Origin of the sequence: Micromonospora alfalfae, assembly GCF_022230925.1 — a bacterium.
Taxonomy (GTDB): Bacteria; Actinomycetota; Actinomycetes; order Mycobacteriales; family Micromonosporaceae; genus Micromonospora; species Micromonospora alfalfae.
The window spans coordinates 219,553-237,044 of record NZ_JAKKFH010000062.1 but is presented as its reverse complement, the minus strand read 5'-3'; the positions used below and the strand labels follow the sequence as shown (position 1 = coordinate 237,044).

Genomic DNA, 17,492 nt, shown 5'->3' with positions numbered 1-17,492 from the left:
TTGACGCCCTCCTGGATAGGATATTTGACGTTATATAACGCCGCACGTATTATCCACGCATGCATGAATCTACCTTTCTCATCCTCACCGCTCTGGCCGCCCAGCCGTTGCACGGCTACGGGGTAGTGCAGGCGGTGGAAGATTTGTCGGCGGGCGACGTGAAGCTGCGGCCGGGCACCCTCTACGGCGCACTCGACCGTTTGGTCGAGCAACGCCTGATCGAGGTTGACCGGGAGGAGGCCGTCGACGGGCGACTTCGTCGCTACTACCGGCTCAACGAGGCGGGAGCAGCGGCCCTGCAAGCCCAGGCCGAGCGACTGCGTCGGCATGCGACGGCGGCCGATGACCAGCTGAGCAAGCGCCTCGGTGGTGCCCTGGGCTTCGGGGCGGTGTCCGCATGACCGCCGCCACGTGGTCGGCCGGCGACCGCAGTCTCGAACGCCACTACCGCAAGCTGCTGCTTGCGTACCCGGGCCGGCATCGGCGCCGGTACGGCACCGAGATGATCACCACGCTCCTTGAGATGGCAGCACCCGGGCAGCGCCGCCCTCGGCCCGGGGAGGCCCTGCACCTGCTCGCCAGCGGCCTGCGCCAGCGGCTCCGGCTCCCCACCCGCCGGCCGCTCGCGGTGATCGCGGCGGTCCTCCTCGCCCTGACGATGGGCGCGTTCGGTGGGGCCGTCGGGTCGTGGACAGGTTCCCAGACGTTCGCGGACCTGCCCGACGACGCCACGACCGCCAGCCTGGCCCAGCGGGCCAGCGGTGCCGCCAACGATTCCGTCCAGCTGCGCGTCGCGTCACCATGGCAGGAGGAGTCGATCTCGACGACTTCCGAAGTCGATGCCAACTGGGACGCTGAGCAGGCCCGGCAGCGTTTCTCAGCTGATGGCTGGTCAGTCTCCGACGTCACGCCACTCGGCGGCCAAGCGTTCGCGTTCAACCCTGACACCAAATCCTTCGTCGACCTCCCGATGCGCAACTCGACGTTCAGCGCCAGGTCGAACGGGCTGACACTCCAGGTGCGGAGCTACGTCAGCGCCGAGCACGGCTCTGTCCACCTCGACGGCTGGGTGCAGAGCACGTCCTTGTTCCTACCTCTGATCGTGGCGGGCATCCTGATCGGACTTGTCGTGGGGTGGCTGATCGCAGCGGCCCTCGCGTACCGGATCGTGGAGGCGTCGGCCGAACGGCGGCGCGCCTCCGCCGGGCTCTGGGCCGTAGCGCTGATCGCGCTCGCTCTGCCGGCAGTAGCCCTGTACGGCAACGTGCTGCGGGCATTCAGAGATCACGGCGACGTCGGCCCGGTCTTCACCGTGCACAGCGCGTTCAACCCCGGCCGCTATTACCCGGTCGGGCCAACTTGGCAGGTTCTCGCCCTGACCATCGCCGGGGTCATGCTCGCGGGTGCCGCGATTCTGCTCGCCCGCCCCGGCGCCCAGCAGGGAACGCAGACAGCGGTGATAGCGAGCTGAAACTCCGCCGCTGTTGTCCGACTCCCGGGCCCGTAGGGCGTGATCGAGCCCGGGAATGCGAGTAGAAGGCCCTCGGGTGGGGGCCTTCTACTCGGTTTTGGTCAGTGCTGTTTGGCGTACTCGACGAAGGTCTTCCAGGCCGTCGGGTCGACGTGCAGGGTGCCGCCGTCGCGGTCCTTGGTGTCACGCACCAGCACCACGCTCGGCAGGTTGTCGGCGACCTCGACGCAGGATCCGCCGTTGCCGCCGGACCGGGTCGACTTGCGCCACTGTGGGGTCAGCATGCCCATGACTTCGCCACTTCCTTGATCAGCTCGGTTGACTGCCGGCGGGGGAGCGCCTCGTTCCGCACGATCTCCCACGTCTTCGCCAGCTTAGCGACGTCGGCCGAGGCATCGACGAACTGCGCGGTGAGCTGGTTGTCGGCGTGAGCCACCCGCTCGCCGTCCGGCATCTCGGCGATGATGAACTGACCGGCCAGCCCCAGATACATCCCAGCATCCACCGGCACGATGTGCACCTGGATATGCTCCGCCGTCGCCAACTGGGCCAGGTGCTCGCACTGCTCGACCATGAGGCCCGGCTGGTCGAGCACCGGCCGGCGCAGCACCGCCTCGTCCAGCACGGCGATGAGCTGCGGCGGGCGCGGGCGGTGCAGGATCGCCTGGCGCTCCAACCGGGAGGCGACGATCCGGTCCACATCCTCGGCGTCGAACCGGCCACCGGCCAGCGTCGCGCGGGCGTACCGCTCGGTCTGGAGCAGGCCCGGCACGTACGCCAACTCGAACCAGCGCAGCGTGGTCGCCTCCCGCTCGAACTCGATCCACTCGCGCAGCCAGGCCGGCTCGGCGTCGAGCCGGGCCAACCCGTCCAGCATGCGCAGGAAACGTCCGCCGGTCCGGTGCTGGGTGTCGACCGCCCTCATGTACTCCTTCGTGGGCGGTCGCCCACCGGTCTCCACGGAGCTGACGTGTGAACCCGAATAACCGATGCCCCTGCCGAAGTCGTCCTGACTGAGCCCGGACCCCGTCCGGAACAGGCGCAACTCCTCCAGCACGTAGTCGGTGACGGTCCCCATTGATTCCCCAACCTTCGCTCAGTCTGGCTCGGCGTGTCCCTCATGGGTGCTCACCTGGACCGCTGAGCTGCACAGATGGCGCGAGCACGTATCGACGGTAGTCGGCTCATCACCACACTGTCACCAGTGGCGGGTCCGCTGGTGGCCGGAATGGCGGCGGTGGGCCCTGCCCCCGGGGTCGCTCCCGTTTCCCCCTTGCGGGAGCGGCCCCTTCCCCGTCCCCGAGGAGGTCGATGTGCTCACCCCGACAGCCCAGCAGCCCTCGGCGCGGTGGCGGTGATGGTGGTGGTCCGGCCGCCCGTCCCGCACGTCGCAATGCGCCCGCTGTGGCGGTGCCGGAACTGTGGCACCGAGTGGCCCTGCCAACCGGCCAAGCTCGCCCTGCTGACGGAGTACCGGACCAGCCGGACCGCACTGCTGATCTACCTCGGCACTCTGATGCACGAGGCGACGATCCAGCTCACCCAGCTCCATCCGGATCATCCACCGACCAGGATGACCGAGCGCTTCCTCTCCTGGGCGAGGGCCCGGGGCTGACGTTGCTCGGCCCGCCGTAGCTCATCCCGGGAAGTGGATCAGCGGCACCCCGTCGGTGTGTCCGGGTCCCTCGCCGGTGAGCACCGCGGCCAGGCGCAACCTGCCCTGCCAGTGAGAAGGTGGCGAGTGCCCGGGCGTCGTGAGACGCCCGGGCAACCGATCGTTAGATCCGGGCGAGGATCTTGTTCATGGTGGCGATCTCGGCCTGCTGGTCGTCGATGATCTGCTGGGCGAGGGCCTTGGCGTCGGCGTTGGCGCCGTTTGTGGTCTCGTCCTTGGCCATGGTGATAGCGCCCTGGTGGTGGGCGATCATCATGGTGAGGAACTGCTTGTCGAACTCGGTGCCGGTGGCGGCGGCGAGTTTGGCCATGTCGGCGTCGGTCATCATGCCGGGCATGCTGTGGTCCATGCCGGGCATGGCGCTGGGGCTCGTGCCGTGGTGCATGCCGGTGTTGCTGGCCGTCGGTGTGGGCGTGCCCCAGGCGGCCAGCCACCGGGTCATGGTGTCGATCTCTGGCCCTTGGGCGGCCTTGATCTGGGCGGCGAGTTGCTTGACCTCGGGGCCGGTGGCGCGGGTGGCTGCGAGGTCGGCCATCTGCACGGCCTGCTGGTGGTGCGGGATCATCATCTGGGCGAACATGACGTCAGCCGGGTTGCCGGCCCCAGGGCTGGTGTTCTGGCCGCTGGTGGCGGTCGGGCTGGCCATGGTGGAGCTGTGCCCGCCCGCGGCGGAGCTGTGGTCGCCGGCGCCGCATCCGGTGAGGTTGACGGCGGCGGTGAAGCTGAGCGCGGCCATGACGGCGCGGCGCAGGTGAGTGCGAGTCATCGCGGGTTGTGCCTTTCGGTGTCAAGGAAAACTGCGTGCATGGGACAGGCGCGCGACGCAGCCGACGGAGGTGCCCGCCGGGCAGCGCGGGTGCCCCTATGTGCGCAGCACCGACACCGAGGCCAGGTGTAGTCCGAGCCTGCGCGCGGGCGGTGCCCGGCAACTTGTGGCACAGCAGGCAGAGCGGATGCGGGTATGGGCGCGGCTGGTGTGCGTGAACAGCAGGAGACCGAGGACAACCGCGAGGCTGAGAGCGGTGACCACGGCCAGGCACACCTGCCAGCCGGGCATGTGCCCGTTGCCGTGGCCGGCCGGTGTAACCGTTTGCTGGTCGCAGGTGTCGCTGGTGCATCCGTCTTGAGCGGCGGGCGGGGCCAGTACGGCGGTGGTGGGGCTGCTGTGCCCGCTGTCGGATCGCATCGACAAAGGGTCGTGGCCGAGGCTGTGCATGGCGGCCAGCCCGATGAGGGTGCAGGCCAGCAGCACGAACCGGACCAGGTGTCCGGTTCGTGCTGCTGGCTGGGTCATGCGCTCCACGCTAGTGTGCCGCCGTCGGCTCATCCCGGCCGATCCCGCGATCGCCGCTTCTCACTCGCTCGCGGGGCGCAGGTGCACGCGGCGCAGGAGTTGGGCGTTGAGGGCGACCACGATGGTGGAGGCGGACATCAGCACGGCCCCGATCGCGGGGCTGAGGGTCACCCCGGCCCAGGCGAGGACGCCGGCGGCCAACGGCAGGGCGATCACGTTGTAACCGGCGGCCCAGGCCAGGTTCTGGATCATCTTTCGGTAGGAGGCGCGGGACAGGCGGATCACCCCTGCGACTGCGCGCGGGTCGGAGGAGGCGAGGACCACCCCGGCGGACTCGATGGCGACGTCGGTGCCGGCGCCGATCGCGATCCCGACGTCGGCGCGGGCCAGCGCGGGGGCGTCGTTGACGCCGTCGCCGACCATCGCCACTCGTAGTCCGCGTTTCTGTAGTTCGGCCACGGCGTCGTCCTTGTCCGCTGGCAGCACCTCGGCGAACACCTCATCCTCGCCCGGGCGAAAGCCCAGGTCCGCGGCGACCGCCTCGGCGACCGAGCGGGCGTCACCGGTGATCATGGCGATCTTGCGGATGCCCTGCTGGCGTAGTTCGGCGATGGCTTGCCGCGCTTCGGGACGGACCTGGTCTTCGAGGGCGAGGGCGCCGATCACCCTGGCCTGGTCGTCGTCGAGGCGCAGCAGGTGCAGCACCGCGGCTCCCCGGCCCGACCACTCGTCGTGCTGGCGGCGCAGGTCATCCGGCGCTGCGGCCCGCAGTTCGCGCAGCAGCGCGGGCCCGCCGACGGCGTAGCTGACGCCGTCGACCTCGGCGCGTACCCCGCGCCCGGTCAGTGACCGGAACCCCGTCGCGGTGCGCCGGGCCCCCTGCTGGGCGGCGGCAGTGACGATGGCCCGGGCGAGGGGATGCTCGCTGTCGGCTTCCACCGCCGCCGCGATCGCCAGGACGTCGGCGTCGCTGCTTCCGGTGGCGGCGGTGACGCCGGTGACGACGTGCTTCCCGCGGGTCAGGGTGCCGGTCTTGTCGAACAACACCGCGTCGACCGTGCGCATCCGTTCCAGGGCGAGGCGGTCCTTGATCAGGATGCCGCCCTTGGCGGCGACGGCGGTGGACAGAGCGATCACCAGAGGGATGGCCAGGCCGAGCGCATGCGGGCAGGCGATCACCAGCACCGTCACCGTGCGCACGACCGCCTCGTCGAGGTTGCCGAACACCGTCCAGACAAGCAGCGTCACCACGGCCGTGGCGCTGGCGATGTAGAACAGCCAGGCGGCGAACCGGTCGGCCAGCACCTGCGCCCGGCCACTGGACTGCTGCGCCTGGGCGACCAGGCGCTGGATCCCGGCCAGGGCGGTGTCCTCACCGACGGCCTCGACCCGGACCCGGATCGCCGCGTCGGTGGCCACCGTGCCGGCCACCACCCGATCCCCCGCCTCGCGCGGCACCGGACGAGACTCACCGGTAATCATCGACTCGTCAAGCTCCGCCCGGCCGTCGGAGATCCGCCCGTCGGCCGGCACCCGGCCGCCTGGGCGCACGAGCACCACGTCGCCGACGTCCAGGTCACTGACGCGCACCTGCTCGGGCTGACCGTCGCCACCGAGACGTTCGGTGTCGTCGGGCAGCAGCGCCGCCAAAGCGGACAGCGCGCCCTGGGCTTGGCCGATGGCCTTCATCTCCTGCCAGTGCCCGAGCAGCATGATCGTGACCAGGGCGGCCAGCTCCCACCAGAAGTCCAGGTCGAACGCGCCCAACGCCGTCGCCAGGGAGGCGACGTAGGCGACGGTGATCGCCATCGCGATCAGCAGCATCATCCCCGGCGCCCGGTCGCGGACTTCCCGCACTGCGCCCTGTAGGAACGGCCACCCGCCGTAGGCGAACACCACCGTGCCCAGCACCGGACCCACCCACCCGATGCCCGGGAAGTCCAACTGATAGCCGAACCAGTCCATCACCATGTGACTGGTCACCACGATCGGCACCGTCAACGCCAGACTCAGCCAAAACTTGCGCCGAAACGCCTCTGGGTCGTGCCCGGCGTGCTTGTCATGCCCGGCGTGCGCGTCGTGCTTCCCTGCGGGGGCGTCACGCCCGCCGGGTTCCTTCGAGCGACCGGGGTGGTCACCGTGTCCGTTCATCCGGTCTGTCGCCTGGGTGGAAGTGTTCATCTTGTGGTGCTGGTGGTCGTGCGACATCGTGATCGCCTCCTCGCCCTCAACATACCCCCGGGGGGTATCGGCGTCTAGGGTCGCCGATGTCTTGCACGTCACCTGAGCGGGCCTGTGCGGCGCGGCGCGGCGAGTCGGGGTGCCACCGGCAATGCTCGTGCCTATCGGCCTGATCCCCGCCCGGCCGAGGTTGACCGACTTCGCGTAGGTCTCGAACCTCGACACAGCGGTGTTCGCATGGGCGCCTTCCAAACTTGGCGAGGAGTCGGTGCGCTGCCGCTACCCGCCCGCGCGCCGATCATGCTCACACCGCCCGTCGGTTACTGCCGAACCCTCCGCTGCCAGCGCGAACACGCGCGGTCGGAGCGCACGGCACCGAGGGTCGATCGTTGTGTGCACTCTCGGTGTGACAGCCAGGTTTCGCGACTTCGCGGGTGGGGCAGAGTAGCCGCTACAGAGCATCCGGGCCGGAGTTTCCGCAGCTTGCCGACTCGGAATCGGCTCGCCGTGCGCCGGGGCACGGATGCCCTCCCCGGTCTTTCGCCGAGGAGAGGGGGAGGGCGATGACGGACCCCGAAACGGCTCGACACCGACGCCGGCCAGTTGTTCGGCTGGGCGCGGCGGCTGCCGCGCTGGCACTCGTGGCGCCGCTGGCCGCGTGTGGCGCTGACGACGCTGGTGGCCCACCGACGATCAACCTGTACTACCCGCCAGAGCAGAACCTGCAGAAGGTCGTCGACGACTGCAACGCGCAGGCCCAGGGACGGTACGAGATCGCCTACCGGGTGCTGCCCCGGCAGGCCGACGACCAGCGGGTGCAGATGGTGCGCCGGCTGGCCGCCGAGGACAACGGGATGGATCTGCTCGGGCTGGACGTCACCTGGACCCAGGAGTTCGCCAGCGCCGACTGGATCCGCGAGTGGACCGGCCAGGACAAGGCCGAGGTCGAGCAGGGCACCCTCGCCGGGCCGTTGGACACCGCCCGGTACGAGGACAAGTTGTACGCGGCGCCGAAGAACACCAACGTCCAGTTGCTCTGGTACCGCAAGGACCTGGTGCCGCAGCCGCCAACCACCTGGGACCAGATGATCAGCGCGGCCCAGCAGCTCAAGGACCAGGGCAAGCCGTACCAGGTGCTCACCATGGGCGCGCAGTACGAGGGTCTTGTCGTCCTCTACAACACTCTGGCCGAGAGCGCCGGTGGGAAGATCCTCAGCGACGACGGCAAGAAGGCAGTGATGGACGACGGCACTGTCCGGGCGTTGGAGCAGCTGAAGAAGTTCGCCACGTCGGGCGTTACCTCGCCGTCGTTCAGCAACGCCACCGAGGACCCGGTCCGGCTGGAGTTCCAGTCCGGCGCTGGCGCGTTCCAGGTGAACTGGCCGTTCGTCTACCCGGCACTCCAGGAGGCGAACCCGGAGTTGGCCAAGCAGGTCGGTTGGGCGCGGATTCCGGGCATCGACGAGGGCACCCCCAGCAAGGTCACCATCGGTGGGGTCAACCTCGCGGTCAGCTCCTACTCCAAGCACCCGGAGCAGTCCTTCGAGGCGGCCCGGTGCATCCGCAGCGCCGAGCACCAGAAGTTCTCCGCCATCAACGACGGTGTGCCCCCGACCATCGAGGCCGTCTTCAACGACCCGGAGATGACCGAGGCGTACCCGATGAAGGACACCATCCTTGAAGAGCTGAAGGAGCCGGCGACGCGTCCGCTGACCCCCGCCTACCAGAGCATCTCCACAGTGATGTCGGCGATCCTGTCGCCACCGTCGGGGATCCGCCCGCAGCAGACCGCCGACGAACTGCGCGGCGCCATCGCCGACGCCCTCCAGTCCAAGGGGGTCCTGCCGTGAGTATCAACGCCACGCCGACCGGCGCCGATGTCGCCGCCGACGAGACCAGCGAAGCCACCGGCCAGCGCGCCACAGTGCCCACCCAGCGTGGTGGCCGTCGCAAGCCCCCGTTGAGCGAGAACAAGAAGGCCGAACGCCGGCTCGGTCTGCTGCTCTGCGCACCGGCCGCGCTGGTCATGATCGCGGTGACCGCGTACCCGATCATCTACTCGGTCTGGTTGTCGTTGCAGCGCTTCGACCTGCGCTTCCCCGACCAGCGTGAGTTCATCGGGCTGGAGAACTACGTCACGGTGCTCACCAACGAGTTCTGGTGGACCGCGTTCGGGGTGACCACGCTGATCACTGTGGTCACCGTCGCCGTCGAGCTGGTGCTCGGCATGGGCCTGGCGATCATCATGCACCGCACCCTGGTCGGGCGCGGCCTGGTCCGGACCTCGGCGCTGATCCCGTACGGGATCGTCACAGTGGTCGCCGCGTTCTCCTGGCGGTACGCCTGGACGCCCGGCACCGGTTACCTGGCCGACCTGTTCAGCGACGGCGCGCCGCTCACCGAACGGGCGAGCTCCCTGGCGATCATCATGCTGGCGGAGATCTGGAAGACCACCCCGTTCATGGCGCTGCTGCTGATGGCCGGCCTGGCGCTGGTCCCGGAGGACCTGCTCAAGGCGGCCTCCACCGACGGCGCGACCGCCTGGCAGAAGTTCACGAAGGTGATGCTGCCGGTGATGAAGCCGGCGATCCTTGTCGCGTTGCTGTTCCGCACCCTGGACGCGTTCCGGGTCTTCGACAACATCTTCGTGTTGACCGCCGGAGGCAACGAGACGTCGTCGGTGTCGATGCTCGCCTACAACAACCTGATCCGGGGCCTCAACCTCGGCATCGGTTCGACGATGTCGGTGCTGATCTTCATCACCGTGGCGATCATCGCCTTCGTCTTCGTGAAGCTGTTCGGCACCGCTGCTCCGGGCAGCGACGACGGAGAGAGGCGCTGACATGGCTGTCGAAACCACTACCAGGGCAAAGCTGCGCTGGGGTCTGCTCGACGTCCTCGTGGTCGTCTTCGCGCTGGTCCCGGTGCTGTGGATCGCGTCGCTGTCGTTCAAGACGCCGGCCACCCTCACCGACGGGAACTTCATCCCCCGAGAGTGGACGCTGGACAACTACCGGACCATCTTCGACACCGACCAGTTCGTCCGGGCACTGGTCAACTCGATCGGCATCGCGCTGATCGCCACGCTGATCGCTGTGGTGCTCGGTGCGATGGCCGCGTACGCGATCAGCCGGCTGGACTTCCCCGGTAAGAAGCTGCTGGTCGGCGTCTCCCTGCTGATCGCGATGTTCCCGCAGGTGTCACTGGTGTCGCCGCTGTTCGAGATCGAACGTCAGCTCAAGATCTTCGACACCTGGCTCGGGCTGATCCTGCCGTACATCACCTTCGCGCTGCCGCTGGCGATCTACACGCTGTCGGCGTTCTTCAAGCAGATCCCGTGGGATCTGGAGAAGGCCGCGAAGATGGACGGCGCCACCCAGGGGCAGGCGTTCCGCCGGGTGATCGCGCCACTGGCAGCGCCCGGCCTGTTCACCACGGCGATCCTGGTCTTCATCTTCTGCTGGAACGACTTCCTGTTCGCGATCTCGCTGACCTCGACCGAGCGGTCCCGCACGGTGCCGGCCGCGTTGTCGTTCTTCACCGGCGCGTCGCAGTTCGAGGATCCCACCGGGGCGATCTGCGCCGCCGCCGTGGTGATCACCGTTCCGATCATCCTGTTCGTTCTCTTCTTCCAGCGTCGCATCGTGTCCGGTCTGACCTCCGGCGCGGTCAAGGGATAGGTGGGTAGTCATGGCTGACATCGTGCTGGACAAGGTGAGCAAGAGCTTCCCGGACGGGACCGTCGCCGTGCAGGACGTCGACCTGGAGATCGCCGACGGCGAGTTCGTGATCCTGGTCGGGCCCTCGGGCTGCGGCAAGTCCACCACCCTCAACATGATCGCCGGGCTGGAGGACATCAGCTCCGGTGAGCTGCGCATCGCCGGGCAGCGGGTCAACGACAAGGCCCCCCGGGACCGGGACATCGCCATGGTGTTCCAGTCGTACGCGCTGTACCCGAACATGACAGTGCGGGAGAACATGGCGTTCCCGCTGCGGCTGGCGAAGCTCGACAAGGAGACCATCGACCGCAAGGTCGACGAGGCGGCGAAGGTGCTGGAGCTGACCTCGCTGCTGGACCGCAAGCCGGCCAACCTCTCCGGTGGCCAGCGTCAGCGGGTGGCGATGGGCCGGGCGATCGTCCGCCAGCCGAAGGCGTTCCTGATGGACGAGCCGTTGTCCAACCTCGACGCCAAGCTGCGGGTGCAGATGCGCACAGTGGTGTCCCGCCTGCAGAAGCAGCTCGGCACCACCACCGTCTACGTCACCCACGACCAGACCGAGGCGATGACCCTCGGCGACCGCGTGGTGATCATGCGCGGGGGCGCGGTGCAGCAGGTCGGGCCGCCACAGGAGCTGTACGACCACCCGAAGAACCTCTTCGTGGCCGGCTTCATCGGCTCGCCGTCGATGAACTTCCTGCACGCCGCCGTGCAGGACGGCGAGCTGCACACCGCCCTGGGCAAAGTGCCGATCGGTGACCGGGTCCGCCGGGAGTTGGAGGCGGCCGACGCGCCCCGCGAGCTGATCCTCGGCATCCGGCCCGAGCACTTCGAGGACGCCGAACTGGTCGACGACGACACCCGTCGGCGGGGCATGGAGTTCGAGGCGCCGGTGGACATCGTCGAGTCGATGGGCTCGGACAAGTACGTCTACTTCACCGTCGAGGGTGAGAAGGCCAGCGCCGCCGAGTTGGAGGAGCTGGCCGCCGACGCGGGCGCCGCCGATTTCGCCGGTGCCGGCGGCAACCTGGTGACCCGGTTGTCCGCCGAGTCCCCGGTCGCCGAGGGGCAGACGCGACGGGTCTGGTTCAACCTGGAGAAGATCCACCTGTTCGACCCGGCCAACGGCCGCAACCTGACCCTGCACGAGGGTCGAGCGGCCGGCGCGCTCGCCGACTGACGCCCAGCACGCGCCGATCTTGCACTTTCGGTTGTCGATACAGGTGGAATGCCGCTTGTGTCGGGACAGTAAGTGCAAGATCGGCGGGGCGGGGCGGGGCGGGGCGGGACGGGGCACGGGGTGGCGTGTTCTGCGGGGTTTGGGTGGGCGTGGCAGGGTGGTTGCAGGTCGCGTCGTGAAGCGGGGGACGGGATGAACCGACGATTGGCCGCGCTGGCCAACGCGCACGGTGTTTCCACCTGGTACGAGGATTGGCGGCACCGCCGCGTCGCTGTCGCACCGGAGACCGTGGTGGGTGTGCTGGGGCTGCTCGGCGTGGACGCCACCAGCCCGTCGGCGATCGCTGACGCGCTCGCCGCCGCCCGTGCGGTCGACCGGAGCGCCCTGCCGGAGACGATAGTGCTCACCCACGGTCGCGGCCGTGCGCTGCCCGGCCCGGGTGTGGTGATCCTGGAGGACGGTGGCCGTCGCGCTGTCGACGGTGAGCTGCCGGCGGACCTGCCGTTGGGTTGGCACCGGCTGGCCTGCGCCGACCGCGAGGTGACACTGGTGGTGGTGCCGCGCCGGCTGCCGGTGCCGCCGTCGAGCTGGGGGTGGATGCTCCAGCTCTACGCGCTCACCTCGGAGCGTTCCTGGGGCATGGGTGACCTCGGTGACCTCGCCGACTTCACCGGGTGGGCCGGTGCCACCGGGGCGGGGCTGGTGCTGCTCAACCCGCTGCACGCGGTCGGGCCGGCGCACCCGGTGGCCACCTCGCCGTACTCGCCGGCCAGTCGACGCTTCGTCAATCCGCTCTACCTGCGGGTCGGTGACACCGCCGCGTACCGGGCGGCGGACCCGGCGACCCGGGCGGTGGTCGACGCGTTGCGTCCGGACCGGGGGCCTCTGATCGACTACGACGAGGTGTGGGCCGCCAAGCGGCGCGCCCTGGAGTTGCTGTACGCGTACGCCCAGCCGGTGGACCTTGCCGCGGACCCGGCGCTGACCAGCTTCGCCACCTGGTGCGCGCTCGCCGAGCGGCACGGCAACGACTGGCGGGCCTGGCCGGCGGATCTGCACCACCCGGACGCCCCGGCGGTCGCCGAGCAGCGTCGGCGCCTCGCCGACCGGGTCACCTTCCACGCCTGGCTGCAACATCTCTGCGACGAGCAGCTCGACGCCGTCACTGCGGCGGCCCGCTCGGCGGGGATGCCGGTCGGTGTCGTGCACGACCTGGCTGTCGGCATCGACCCGGGCGGCGCGGACGGGTGGCAGCTCGCCGACGTGCTGGCCCAGGGCGTGCGGGTCGGCGCGCCACCGGACGACTTCAACCAGCTCGGCCAGGACTGGGGGCTCGCCGCGTGGCGCCCGGACCGGCTCGCCGCCACCGGTTACGCCGCGTACCGGGACATGCTGCGCCGCGTCCTGCGGCACGCGGGTGGCCTGCGGGTCGACCACGTCGCCGGCCTGTGGCGACTGTGGTGGGTGCCGCCGGGCGGCGGTGCGGCCGAGGGCACCTACGTGCGCTACGACGCCGAGGCGATGCTGGGCATCCTCGCGTTGGAGGCGCAGCGGGCCGGCGCGGTGGTGGTCGGTGAGGATCTCGGCACGGTCCAACCGGCGGTGACCCGAGGGTTGCGGGGGCGCAACATGCTCGGCTCGACAGTGCTGTGGTTCGCACGCGACGAGGCCGGTGATTTCGTCCCACCGGCCCGGTGGCCGCGCAACGCCCTCGCCACCATCTCCACCCACGACCTGCCCACCGCGCCGGGCTTCCTGACCGGTGAGCACGTGCGGGTGCGCGACGAGCTGAAGCTGCTCGGCACCGACGTGGCTGTGGAACGGGCCCGCGCCGCCGCCGATCGGGACCGGCTGCTCACGATGTTGGCCGCCGAGAACCTGCTGCCCGAGCCGACGCCGGGCTCCGGGTCGGCTGAACCGGCGACGACGCCCGACGACGGTGAGGTGGTGGTGGCGATGCACGCCGCGCTGGCGGCCAGCCCGACCCGGCTGCTCGGCGTCTCCCTGTACGACGTGCTGGGCGAGGTGCGCCAACCCAACATGCCGGGCACTGTGGACGAGTATCCGAACTGGCGACTGCCGCTGCCGGCCAGCGTGGCGCAGATCCGCGCGGATTCCCGGGTGGCCCGGATCGTCGACCTGCTCAGCGCCGCCCGCCCACGACCGGCCGACCCGGCACCGCCGAAGCAGTGACGCCGCCGGGTCAGGTCAGCCAGTCGAAGCGGGCCGGCAGCCCGAGGAAGTCGGCGTAACGCCCGAGCGCCTGCTCCACCTGGGCCCGCGCGGCGACGTCGAGCGTCGTGAGCGGCTGGATCGTCACGGTGACCGCGGTGCGGCCGACCTTGCGCTTCCACACGCCCACCACACGACCGGCGCGGACCACCGTGGCCTGGAAGATGCCGTTGTTGCCCGGCACCACGGCCGCCTGGTGGGCGGGGTCGAGCATCAACGTGCGGTCCCGGAAACCGAGCAGATACTCGTCGAAGCCGGGCAGCGCGAACACGTCGTCCGGCGTGGTGCGTGGCACGTCGGCCAGGCTTGCGTCGACGTACATCGGAGTGCCGTCGACGCGTACCGTGCTCAGCGCGTCGCCAGCGGCGACCAGGCCGCGCCGTGCGTCGGTCAGCGTGAGGCCGCTCCACCCGGCGAACTCGCGGTCGGTGACCGGCCCGTGCCCGCGTACGTAGCGGTGGGCGAGCAGGGCCAGCGCCTCGTCCCGCTCCAGCCGGTGGGACGTGGGCGCCCACTCGTCGAGCAGGGCGAAGGTCTGGTCGGTGCCGACGTTCGGCGCCACGCAGGTCACGCCGCGAACGCTCGCATACCACAGCAGGTGGTAGCCACGTTGCCCGTCGGTGCCCAGGCCGGCCTCCCGCAGGGTGGCAAGGCACTGCGCGCGGGTGAGTCGACCGCCGCCGGCCAGTGCGGCGCCGAGCACCTCCACCGCCCGGTCCGCGTCGGCCTCGGTGAGGCCGAGCTGCGCCCGCCGGGTCGCCACGCCGGCCAGGGATCGTACGCCGGTCAGCTCCAGCATCCAGCGGGCGTCGGCGGACGGGACGAGGTGCACGGTGCCCCGCATCGGCCAGGTGCGCAGCGCCTCACGCTGCTCCAACGCGGCCTGCACGTCGGCCATGCCGCGACCGGGTAGCCGGGCGCCCAGCGACCACAGCCCGCTGGCCAGATCCTGTGCCTGCATCGCGCCGAACCACTCGACCACCTCGGCGACGGTGCCGGGCCGGACGCTCGGGTGTGGGCGCAGCAGCAGGCTGGTCATCCGCAGCGCCAGCGCGTCGGCCGCGCTGAGGTCGACAGGCATCGGGCGCTCCTTTTCCTGGCCGGGCGGCCAGCCTAGGGCCGACCACCGACACTCCTGCTGGTGGGAGGCGTAACGGTGGTCGTCGGGGGAATGCGGCTCGCCGGAAGTGCGCGCGCCGCGCGTACGGAAGGGAATCTCATGACTGCCGCAAGCGAGCCGGCGCGGGGCGCCGGCGTAACGGCCGGGTCCCGCGGCCATCGGGGGGACGCGCGCGCGAAGACGAGCGCCGCGGCGACCTTCGCTCTGGTGTTCGGAGTGGCCGGCCTGTTCAGCGTGTTGACGGCGATCCTCGCCTGGCTGGGGTTGGTGCTCGGCATCATCGGGATCATCCTCGGCATCGTCGGGCTCAAGATGGCGCGCCGACCCGGGGTCACCGGTCGTGGCGTGTCGATCGGCGGCCTCGTGCTCAGCATCCTGGCCGTGCTGATCGGGCTCGGTCTGGCCGCGGGCATCACCACGTTCGTCAACAACGAGAACGCGGTGGACCGCCTGCAGACCCAGGTCGACAAGCTGCGCGACAAGCTCGACTGAGCCGCGCGTGCCGGTCTGGGCCGGCCTGCCACCCGTCCCGGGCGGCCACAGTAGGGTGGGCGGCGTGCTCCGCCAGGTCACCGCGATCCGTTACGTCACCCCGCTGCGCGAGGGTGGGTCGCTGCCGGGCGTGGTGGAGGCCGCCGACCTCGGCACCTACGTGGCGAAGTTCCGTGGCGCCGGGCAGGGGCCCAAGGCGCTGATCGCCGAGGTGGTCTGCGGTGAGCTGGCGCGCCGGTTGGGGTTGCGGGTGCCGCCGCTGGTGGTCCTCGACATCGACCCGGTGATCGGGCGGGCCGAGCCCGACCAGGAGGTGCAGGAGCTGCTGCGCAGCAGCGGCGGCGCCAACCTCGGGATGGACTTCCTGCCCGGGGCGCTGGGCTTCGACCCGGTGGCGCACCCCGTCGACCCGGCGCTGGCCTCCCGGGTGCTCTGGTTCGACGCGTACGTGGAGAACGTCGACCGGAGCTGGCGCAATCCGAACCTGCTCGTCTGGCACCGGGAGCTGTGGCTGATCGACCACGGCGCCTCCCTGTACTTCCACCACAACTGGCCGCGCGCCGAGGCAGCTGTGCATCGGGCCTACCGCGCGGAGGATCACGTGCTGGCGCCGTTCGCGTCGCGGCTGGCCGAGGCCGACGCCGAGCTGGCCCCCCAGGTCACCCCGGAGCTGCTCACCGAGGTGCTGGCCCTGGTGCCGGGGGAGTGGTTGACCGCCGCCGACTTCGAGACGGCCGACGCGGCGCGCGGCGCGTACCTGGATCACCTGACCCGCCGGGTCGCCCGCACGGCCGACTGGCTGCCATCGGGGAGCGGGGCATGAGGCAACCCTTCGAGTACGCGCTGATCCGGCTCGTGCCCCGCATCGAGCGCGGTGAGCAGATCAACGTCGGGGTGTTGCTCTACTGCCAGCAGCGCGACTTCCTGGCCGCGCGGACGCACCTGGACGCCGACCGGGTTCGGGCGCTGGCGCCCGACGTGGACCTGCCCGCGGTGGCAGCGGTGCTCGACTCCTGGGACCGGACCTGCTCCGGTGACGGGCCGGCGACCCGGATGCGCCTCGGTGAGCGGTTCCACTGGCTGGCCGCGCCGCGCAGCACGATGATCCAGACGGGGCCGGTGCACACCGGTCTCACCGTCGACCCGGCGGCCGAGCTGGACCGGCTGATGGCGACCCTGGTCCGCTGAGCCGAGGCGCGGGAGCGGTGATCGTCCCCTGATCGCGCTACGCCAGCGCCGTTGCCGGCGGAGCGCGATCCCCCGTTCAGGTGCCCGGTGCGGGGCGGCGGCTCGATCCCGCCGGCACCGATGGCATCAGGATCGTCGTCCGCGCGTGACGTCGGGCCGGAACGACCGGGAAGTTGCGGAAAACTTGAGCCGGCGGACCGGTAGGCGGGGCGCCGGGGCTGTCGTTAGAGCGCGCCCACAGCGGGTAGTCGCGGGAGCTGATCCGAGACGAGAAGGGGACACTCTGATGGCTGCCCAGACCAAGGTAGCGGTGATCTACTACAGCGCCACCGGCATCACGTACCAGATGGCGCAGGCCGTGTGTGAGGCTGCTGGGGACGCCGGTGCCGACGTGCGCCTGCGCAAGGTGCGCGAGCTGGCGCCGGACGAGGCGATCCGTTCCAACTCCGGCTGGCAGGCGCACCGCCTGGAAACTCAGGACGTGCCCGAGGCGATGGTCGACGACCTGGCCTGGGCCGACGTGGTGATCCTCGGCGCGCCGACCCGGTACGGCATGGTCGCGGCGCAGCTCAAGCAGTTCATCGACACCACCGGCCCGCTCTGGGCGCAGGGTGCGCTGGCCAACAAGGTCTACTCCGCCTTCACCTCGACGGCGACGTCGCACGGCGGTCAGGAGACCACGCTGACCTCGCTCTTCAACGTCTTCTACCACTGGGGCGGTGTGGTGGTCACCCCCGGTTACACCGACACCAGCCAGTTCATCGCCGGCAACCCGTACGGCCCCTCGCACACCAGCAACAACGGTGAGATCGCCCCGGACGCCGTGGCGCTCGGGGCCTGCGCGCTCACCGCCCGGCGGGCCGTGCAGATGGGTGCCGCGCTGAAGGCGGGCCTGGCCGCCTGACCGACTGACAACCGAGGGCGACCGGTGGCGCGGGCG

At 70.3% G+C, this 17,492-nt stretch carries 18 protein-coding genes; 12 read left to right on the top strand and 6 right to left on the bottom strand.

What is annotated here, in order from left to right; all coding sequences use genetic code 11:
* Positions 1 to 59: 59 nt before the first annotated feature.
* Both MED01_RS34020 and MED01_RS34015 read left to right on the top strand, forming a co-directional pair.
* Positions 60 to 401: a PadR family transcriptional regulator gene (locus MED01_RS34020; protein ID WP_238672583.1), complete on the top strand. Its 342-nt coding sequence runs from the start codon at positions 60 to 62 to the stop codon at positions 399 to 401.
* Positions 398 to 1,471, top strand: coding sequence for a hypothetical protein (locus MED01_RS34015; RefSeq protein ID WP_238672581.1), 1,074 nt, complete (start codon positions 398 to 400; stop codon positions 1,469 to 1,471). Before MED01_RS34020 ends, MED01_RS34015 begins: the two co-directional genes overlap by 4 nt.
* A gap of 101 nt (positions 1,472 to 1,572) precedes the next feature.
* Here the strand turns inward: MED01_RS34015 and MED01_RS34010 are convergent, their stop codons facing one another.
* Positions 1,573 to 1,755 (bottom strand): DUF397 domain-containing protein, encoded by a 183-nt coding sequence (locus tag MED01_RS34010; RefSeq protein WP_238672709.1) that lies wholly within the window; start codon positions 1,753 to 1,755, stop codon positions 1,573 to 1,575.
* Positions 1,749 to 2,549, bottom strand: coding sequence for a helix-turn-helix domain-containing protein (locus MED01_RS34005; RefSeq protein WP_238672580.1), 801 nt, complete (start codon positions 2,547 to 2,549; stop codon positions 1,749 to 1,751). The genes MED01_RS34010 and MED01_RS34005 overlap by 7 nt, the downstream gene beginning before the upstream one ends.
* A 279-nt stretch (positions 2,550 to 2,828) precedes the next feature.
* Between MED01_RS34005 and MED01_RS34000 the strand changes: the two genes are divergently transcribed.
* Positions 2,829 to 3,086: a flavin reductase gene (locus MED01_RS34000; protein ID WP_238672708.1), complete on the top strand. Its 258-nt coding sequence runs from the start codon at positions 2,829 to 2,831 to the stop codon at positions 3,084 to 3,086.
* A 163-nt stretch (positions 3,087 to 3,249) separates the two neighbouring features.
* On the opposite strand, the gene MED01_RS33995 is transcribed toward MED01_RS34000, so the two are convergent.
* The 3 genes from MED01_RS33995 to MED01_RS33985 all read right to left on the bottom strand — a co-directional run bounded on the left by MED01_RS33995 (position 3,250) and on the right by MED01_RS33985 (position 6,591).
* Positions 3,250 to 3,912, bottom strand: a complete 663-nt coding sequence (locus MED01_RS33995; protein ID WP_238672578.1) for a DUF305 domain-containing protein — start codon at positions 3,910 to 3,912, stop codon at positions 3,250 to 3,252.
* Positions 3,913 to 4,008: 96 nt separating this feature from the next.
* Complete coding sequence (locus MED01_RS33990; RefSeq protein ID WP_238672577.1) at positions 4,009 to 4,440, bottom strand: DUF6153 family protein; 432 nt, start codon at positions 4,438 to 4,440, stop codon at positions 4,009 to 4,011.
* 60 nt (positions 4,441 to 4,500) lie between these two features.
* Positions 4,501 to 6,591 (bottom strand): heavy metal translocating P-type ATPase, encoded by a 2,091-nt coding sequence (locus MED01_RS33985; protein ID WP_372493793.1) that lies wholly within the window; start codon positions 6,589 to 6,591, stop codon positions 4,501 to 4,503.
* Between the two features lie 593 nt (positions 6,592 to 7,184).
* Between MED01_RS33985 and MED01_RS33980 the strand changes: the two genes are divergently transcribed.
* From MED01_RS33980 to malQ, 5 genes are all read left to right on the top strand, one after another.
* Positions 7,185 to 8,471, top strand: a complete 1,287-nt coding sequence (locus MED01_RS33980) for an ABC transporter substrate-binding protein (RefSeq protein ID WP_238672575.1) — start codon at positions 7,185 to 7,187, stop codon at positions 8,469 to 8,471.
* On the top strand, positions 8,468 to 9,463 hold the full coding sequence (locus MED01_RS33975; protein ID WP_308193592.1) for a carbohydrate ABC transporter permease: 996 nt from the start codon (positions 8,468 to 8,470) through the stop codon (positions 9,461 to 9,463). The genes MED01_RS33980 and MED01_RS33975 overlap by 4 nt, the downstream gene beginning before the upstream one ends.
* Before the next feature lies 1 nt (position 9,464).
* Positions 9,465 to 10,301 (top strand): carbohydrate ABC transporter permease, encoded by an 837-nt coding sequence (locus MED01_RS33970; protein ID WP_091404101.1) that lies wholly within the window; start codon positions 9,465 to 9,467, stop codon positions 10,299 to 10,301.
* Between the two features lie 10 nt (positions 10,302 to 10,311).
* Positions 10,312 to 11,520, top strand: coding sequence for an ABC transporter ATP-binding protein (locus MED01_RS33965; protein ID WP_238672574.1), 1,209 nt, complete (start codon positions 10,312 to 10,314; stop codon positions 11,518 to 11,520).
* A 192-nt stretch (positions 11,521 to 11,712) separates the two neighbouring features.
* Positions 11,713 to 13,713 (top strand): 4-alpha-glucanotransferase, encoded by a 2,001-nt coding sequence (malQ, locus tag MED01_RS33960; protein ID WP_238672573.1) that lies wholly within the window; start codon positions 11,713 to 11,715, stop codon positions 13,711 to 13,713.
* 10 nt (positions 13,714 to 13,723) lie between these two features.
* On the opposite strand, the gene MED01_RS33955 is transcribed toward malQ, so the two are convergent.
* Positions 13,724 to 14,833 (bottom strand): winged helix DNA-binding domain-containing protein, encoded by a 1,110-nt coding sequence (locus MED01_RS33955; RefSeq protein ID WP_238672572.1) that lies wholly within the window; start codon positions 14,831 to 14,833, stop codon positions 13,724 to 13,726.
* Between the two features lie 75 nt (positions 14,834 to 14,908).
* Here MED01_RS33955 and MED01_RS33950 point away from each other — a divergent pair, with 75 nt between their 5' ends.
* From MED01_RS33950 to wrbA, 4 genes are all read left to right on the top strand, one after another.
* Positions 14,909 to 15,364, top strand: a complete 456-nt coding sequence (locus tag MED01_RS33950) for a hypothetical protein (RefSeq protein WP_238672571.1) — start codon at positions 14,909 to 14,911, stop codon at positions 15,362 to 15,364.
* A gap of 64 nt (positions 15,365 to 15,428) precedes the next feature.
* Entirely contained in the window at positions 15,429 to 16,187 is a 759-nt protein-coding gene (locus MED01_RS33945) for a HipA family kinase (protein WP_238672570.1), read from the top strand.
* Complete coding sequence (locus tag MED01_RS33940; RefSeq protein ID WP_091404117.1) at positions 16,184 to 16,552, top strand: DUF3037 domain-containing protein; 369 nt, start codon at positions 16,184 to 16,186, stop codon at positions 16,550 to 16,552. The genes MED01_RS33945 and MED01_RS33940 overlap by 4 nt, the downstream gene beginning before the upstream one ends.
* A 286-nt stretch (positions 16,553 to 16,838) precedes the next feature.
* On the top strand, positions 16,839 to 17,456 hold the full coding sequence (gene wrbA / locus MED01_RS33935) for an NAD(P)H:quinone oxidoreductase (RefSeq protein ID WP_091404121.1): 618 nt from the start codon (positions 16,839 to 16,841) through the stop codon (positions 17,454 to 17,456).
* Positions 17,457 to 17,492 lie beyond the last annotated feature (36 nt).

Bases quoted from the DNA above. Each gene is read 5' to 3' on its own strand.
- MED01_RS33985 (WP_372493793.1), bottom strand. From the start codon at position 6,591: ATGAACGGACACGGTGACCACCCCGGTCGCTCGAAGGAACCCGGCGGG.
- MED01_RS33970 (WP_091404101.1), top strand. From the start codon at position 9,465: ATGGCTGTCGAAACCACTACCAGGGCAAAGCTGCGCTGGGGTCTGCTC.
- MED01_RS34020 (WP_238672583.1), top strand. From the start codon at position 60: ATGCATGAATCTACCTTTCTCATCCTCACCGCTCTGGCCGCCCAGCCG.
- MED01_RS33990 (WP_238672577.1), bottom strand. From the start codon at position 4,440: ATGACCCAGCCAGCAGCACGAACCGGACACCTGGTCCGGTTCGTGCTG.
- MED01_RS33940 (WP_091404117.1), top strand. From the start codon at position 16,184: ATGAGGCAACCCTTCGAGTACGCGCTGATCCGGCTCGTGCCCCGCATC.
- MED01_RS34015 (WP_238672581.1), top strand. From the start codon at position 398: ATGACCGCCGCCACGTGGTCGGCCGGCGACCGCAGTCTCGAACGCCAC.
- MED01_RS33965 (WP_238672574.1), top strand. From the start codon at position 10,312: ATGGCTGACATCGTGCTGGACAAGGTGAGCAAGAGCTTCCCGGACGGG.
- MED01_RS33995 (WP_238672578.1), bottom strand. From the start codon at position 3,912: ATGACTCGCACTCACCTGCGCCGCGCCGTCATGGCCGCGCTCAGCTTC.
- MED01_RS34010 (WP_238672709.1), bottom strand. From the start codon at position 1,755: ATGCTGACCCCACAGTGGCGCAAGTCGACCCGGTCCGGCGGCAACGGC.
- MED01_RS33955 (WP_238672572.1), bottom strand. From the start codon at position 14,833: ATGCCTGTCGACCTCAGCGCGGCCGACGCGCTGGCGCTGCGGATGACC.
- wrbA (WP_091404121.1), top strand. From the start codon at position 16,839: ATGGCTGCCCAGACCAAGGTAGCGGTGATCTACTACAGCGCCACCGGC.
- malQ (WP_238672573.1), top strand. From the start codon at position 11,713: ATGAACCGACGATTGGCCGCGCTGGCCAACGCGCACGGTGTTTCCACC.
- MED01_RS34000 (WP_238672708.1), top strand. From the start codon at position 2,829: ATGGTGGTGGTCCGGCCGCCCGTCCCGCACGTCGCAATGCGCCCGCTG.
- MED01_RS33980 (WP_238672575.1), top strand. From the start codon at position 7,185: ATGACGGACCCCGAAACGGCTCGACACCGACGCCGGCCAGTTGTTCGG.
- MED01_RS34005 (WP_238672580.1), bottom strand. From the start codon at position 2,549: ATGGGGACCGTCACCGACTACGTGCTGGAGGAGTTGCGCCTGTTCCGG.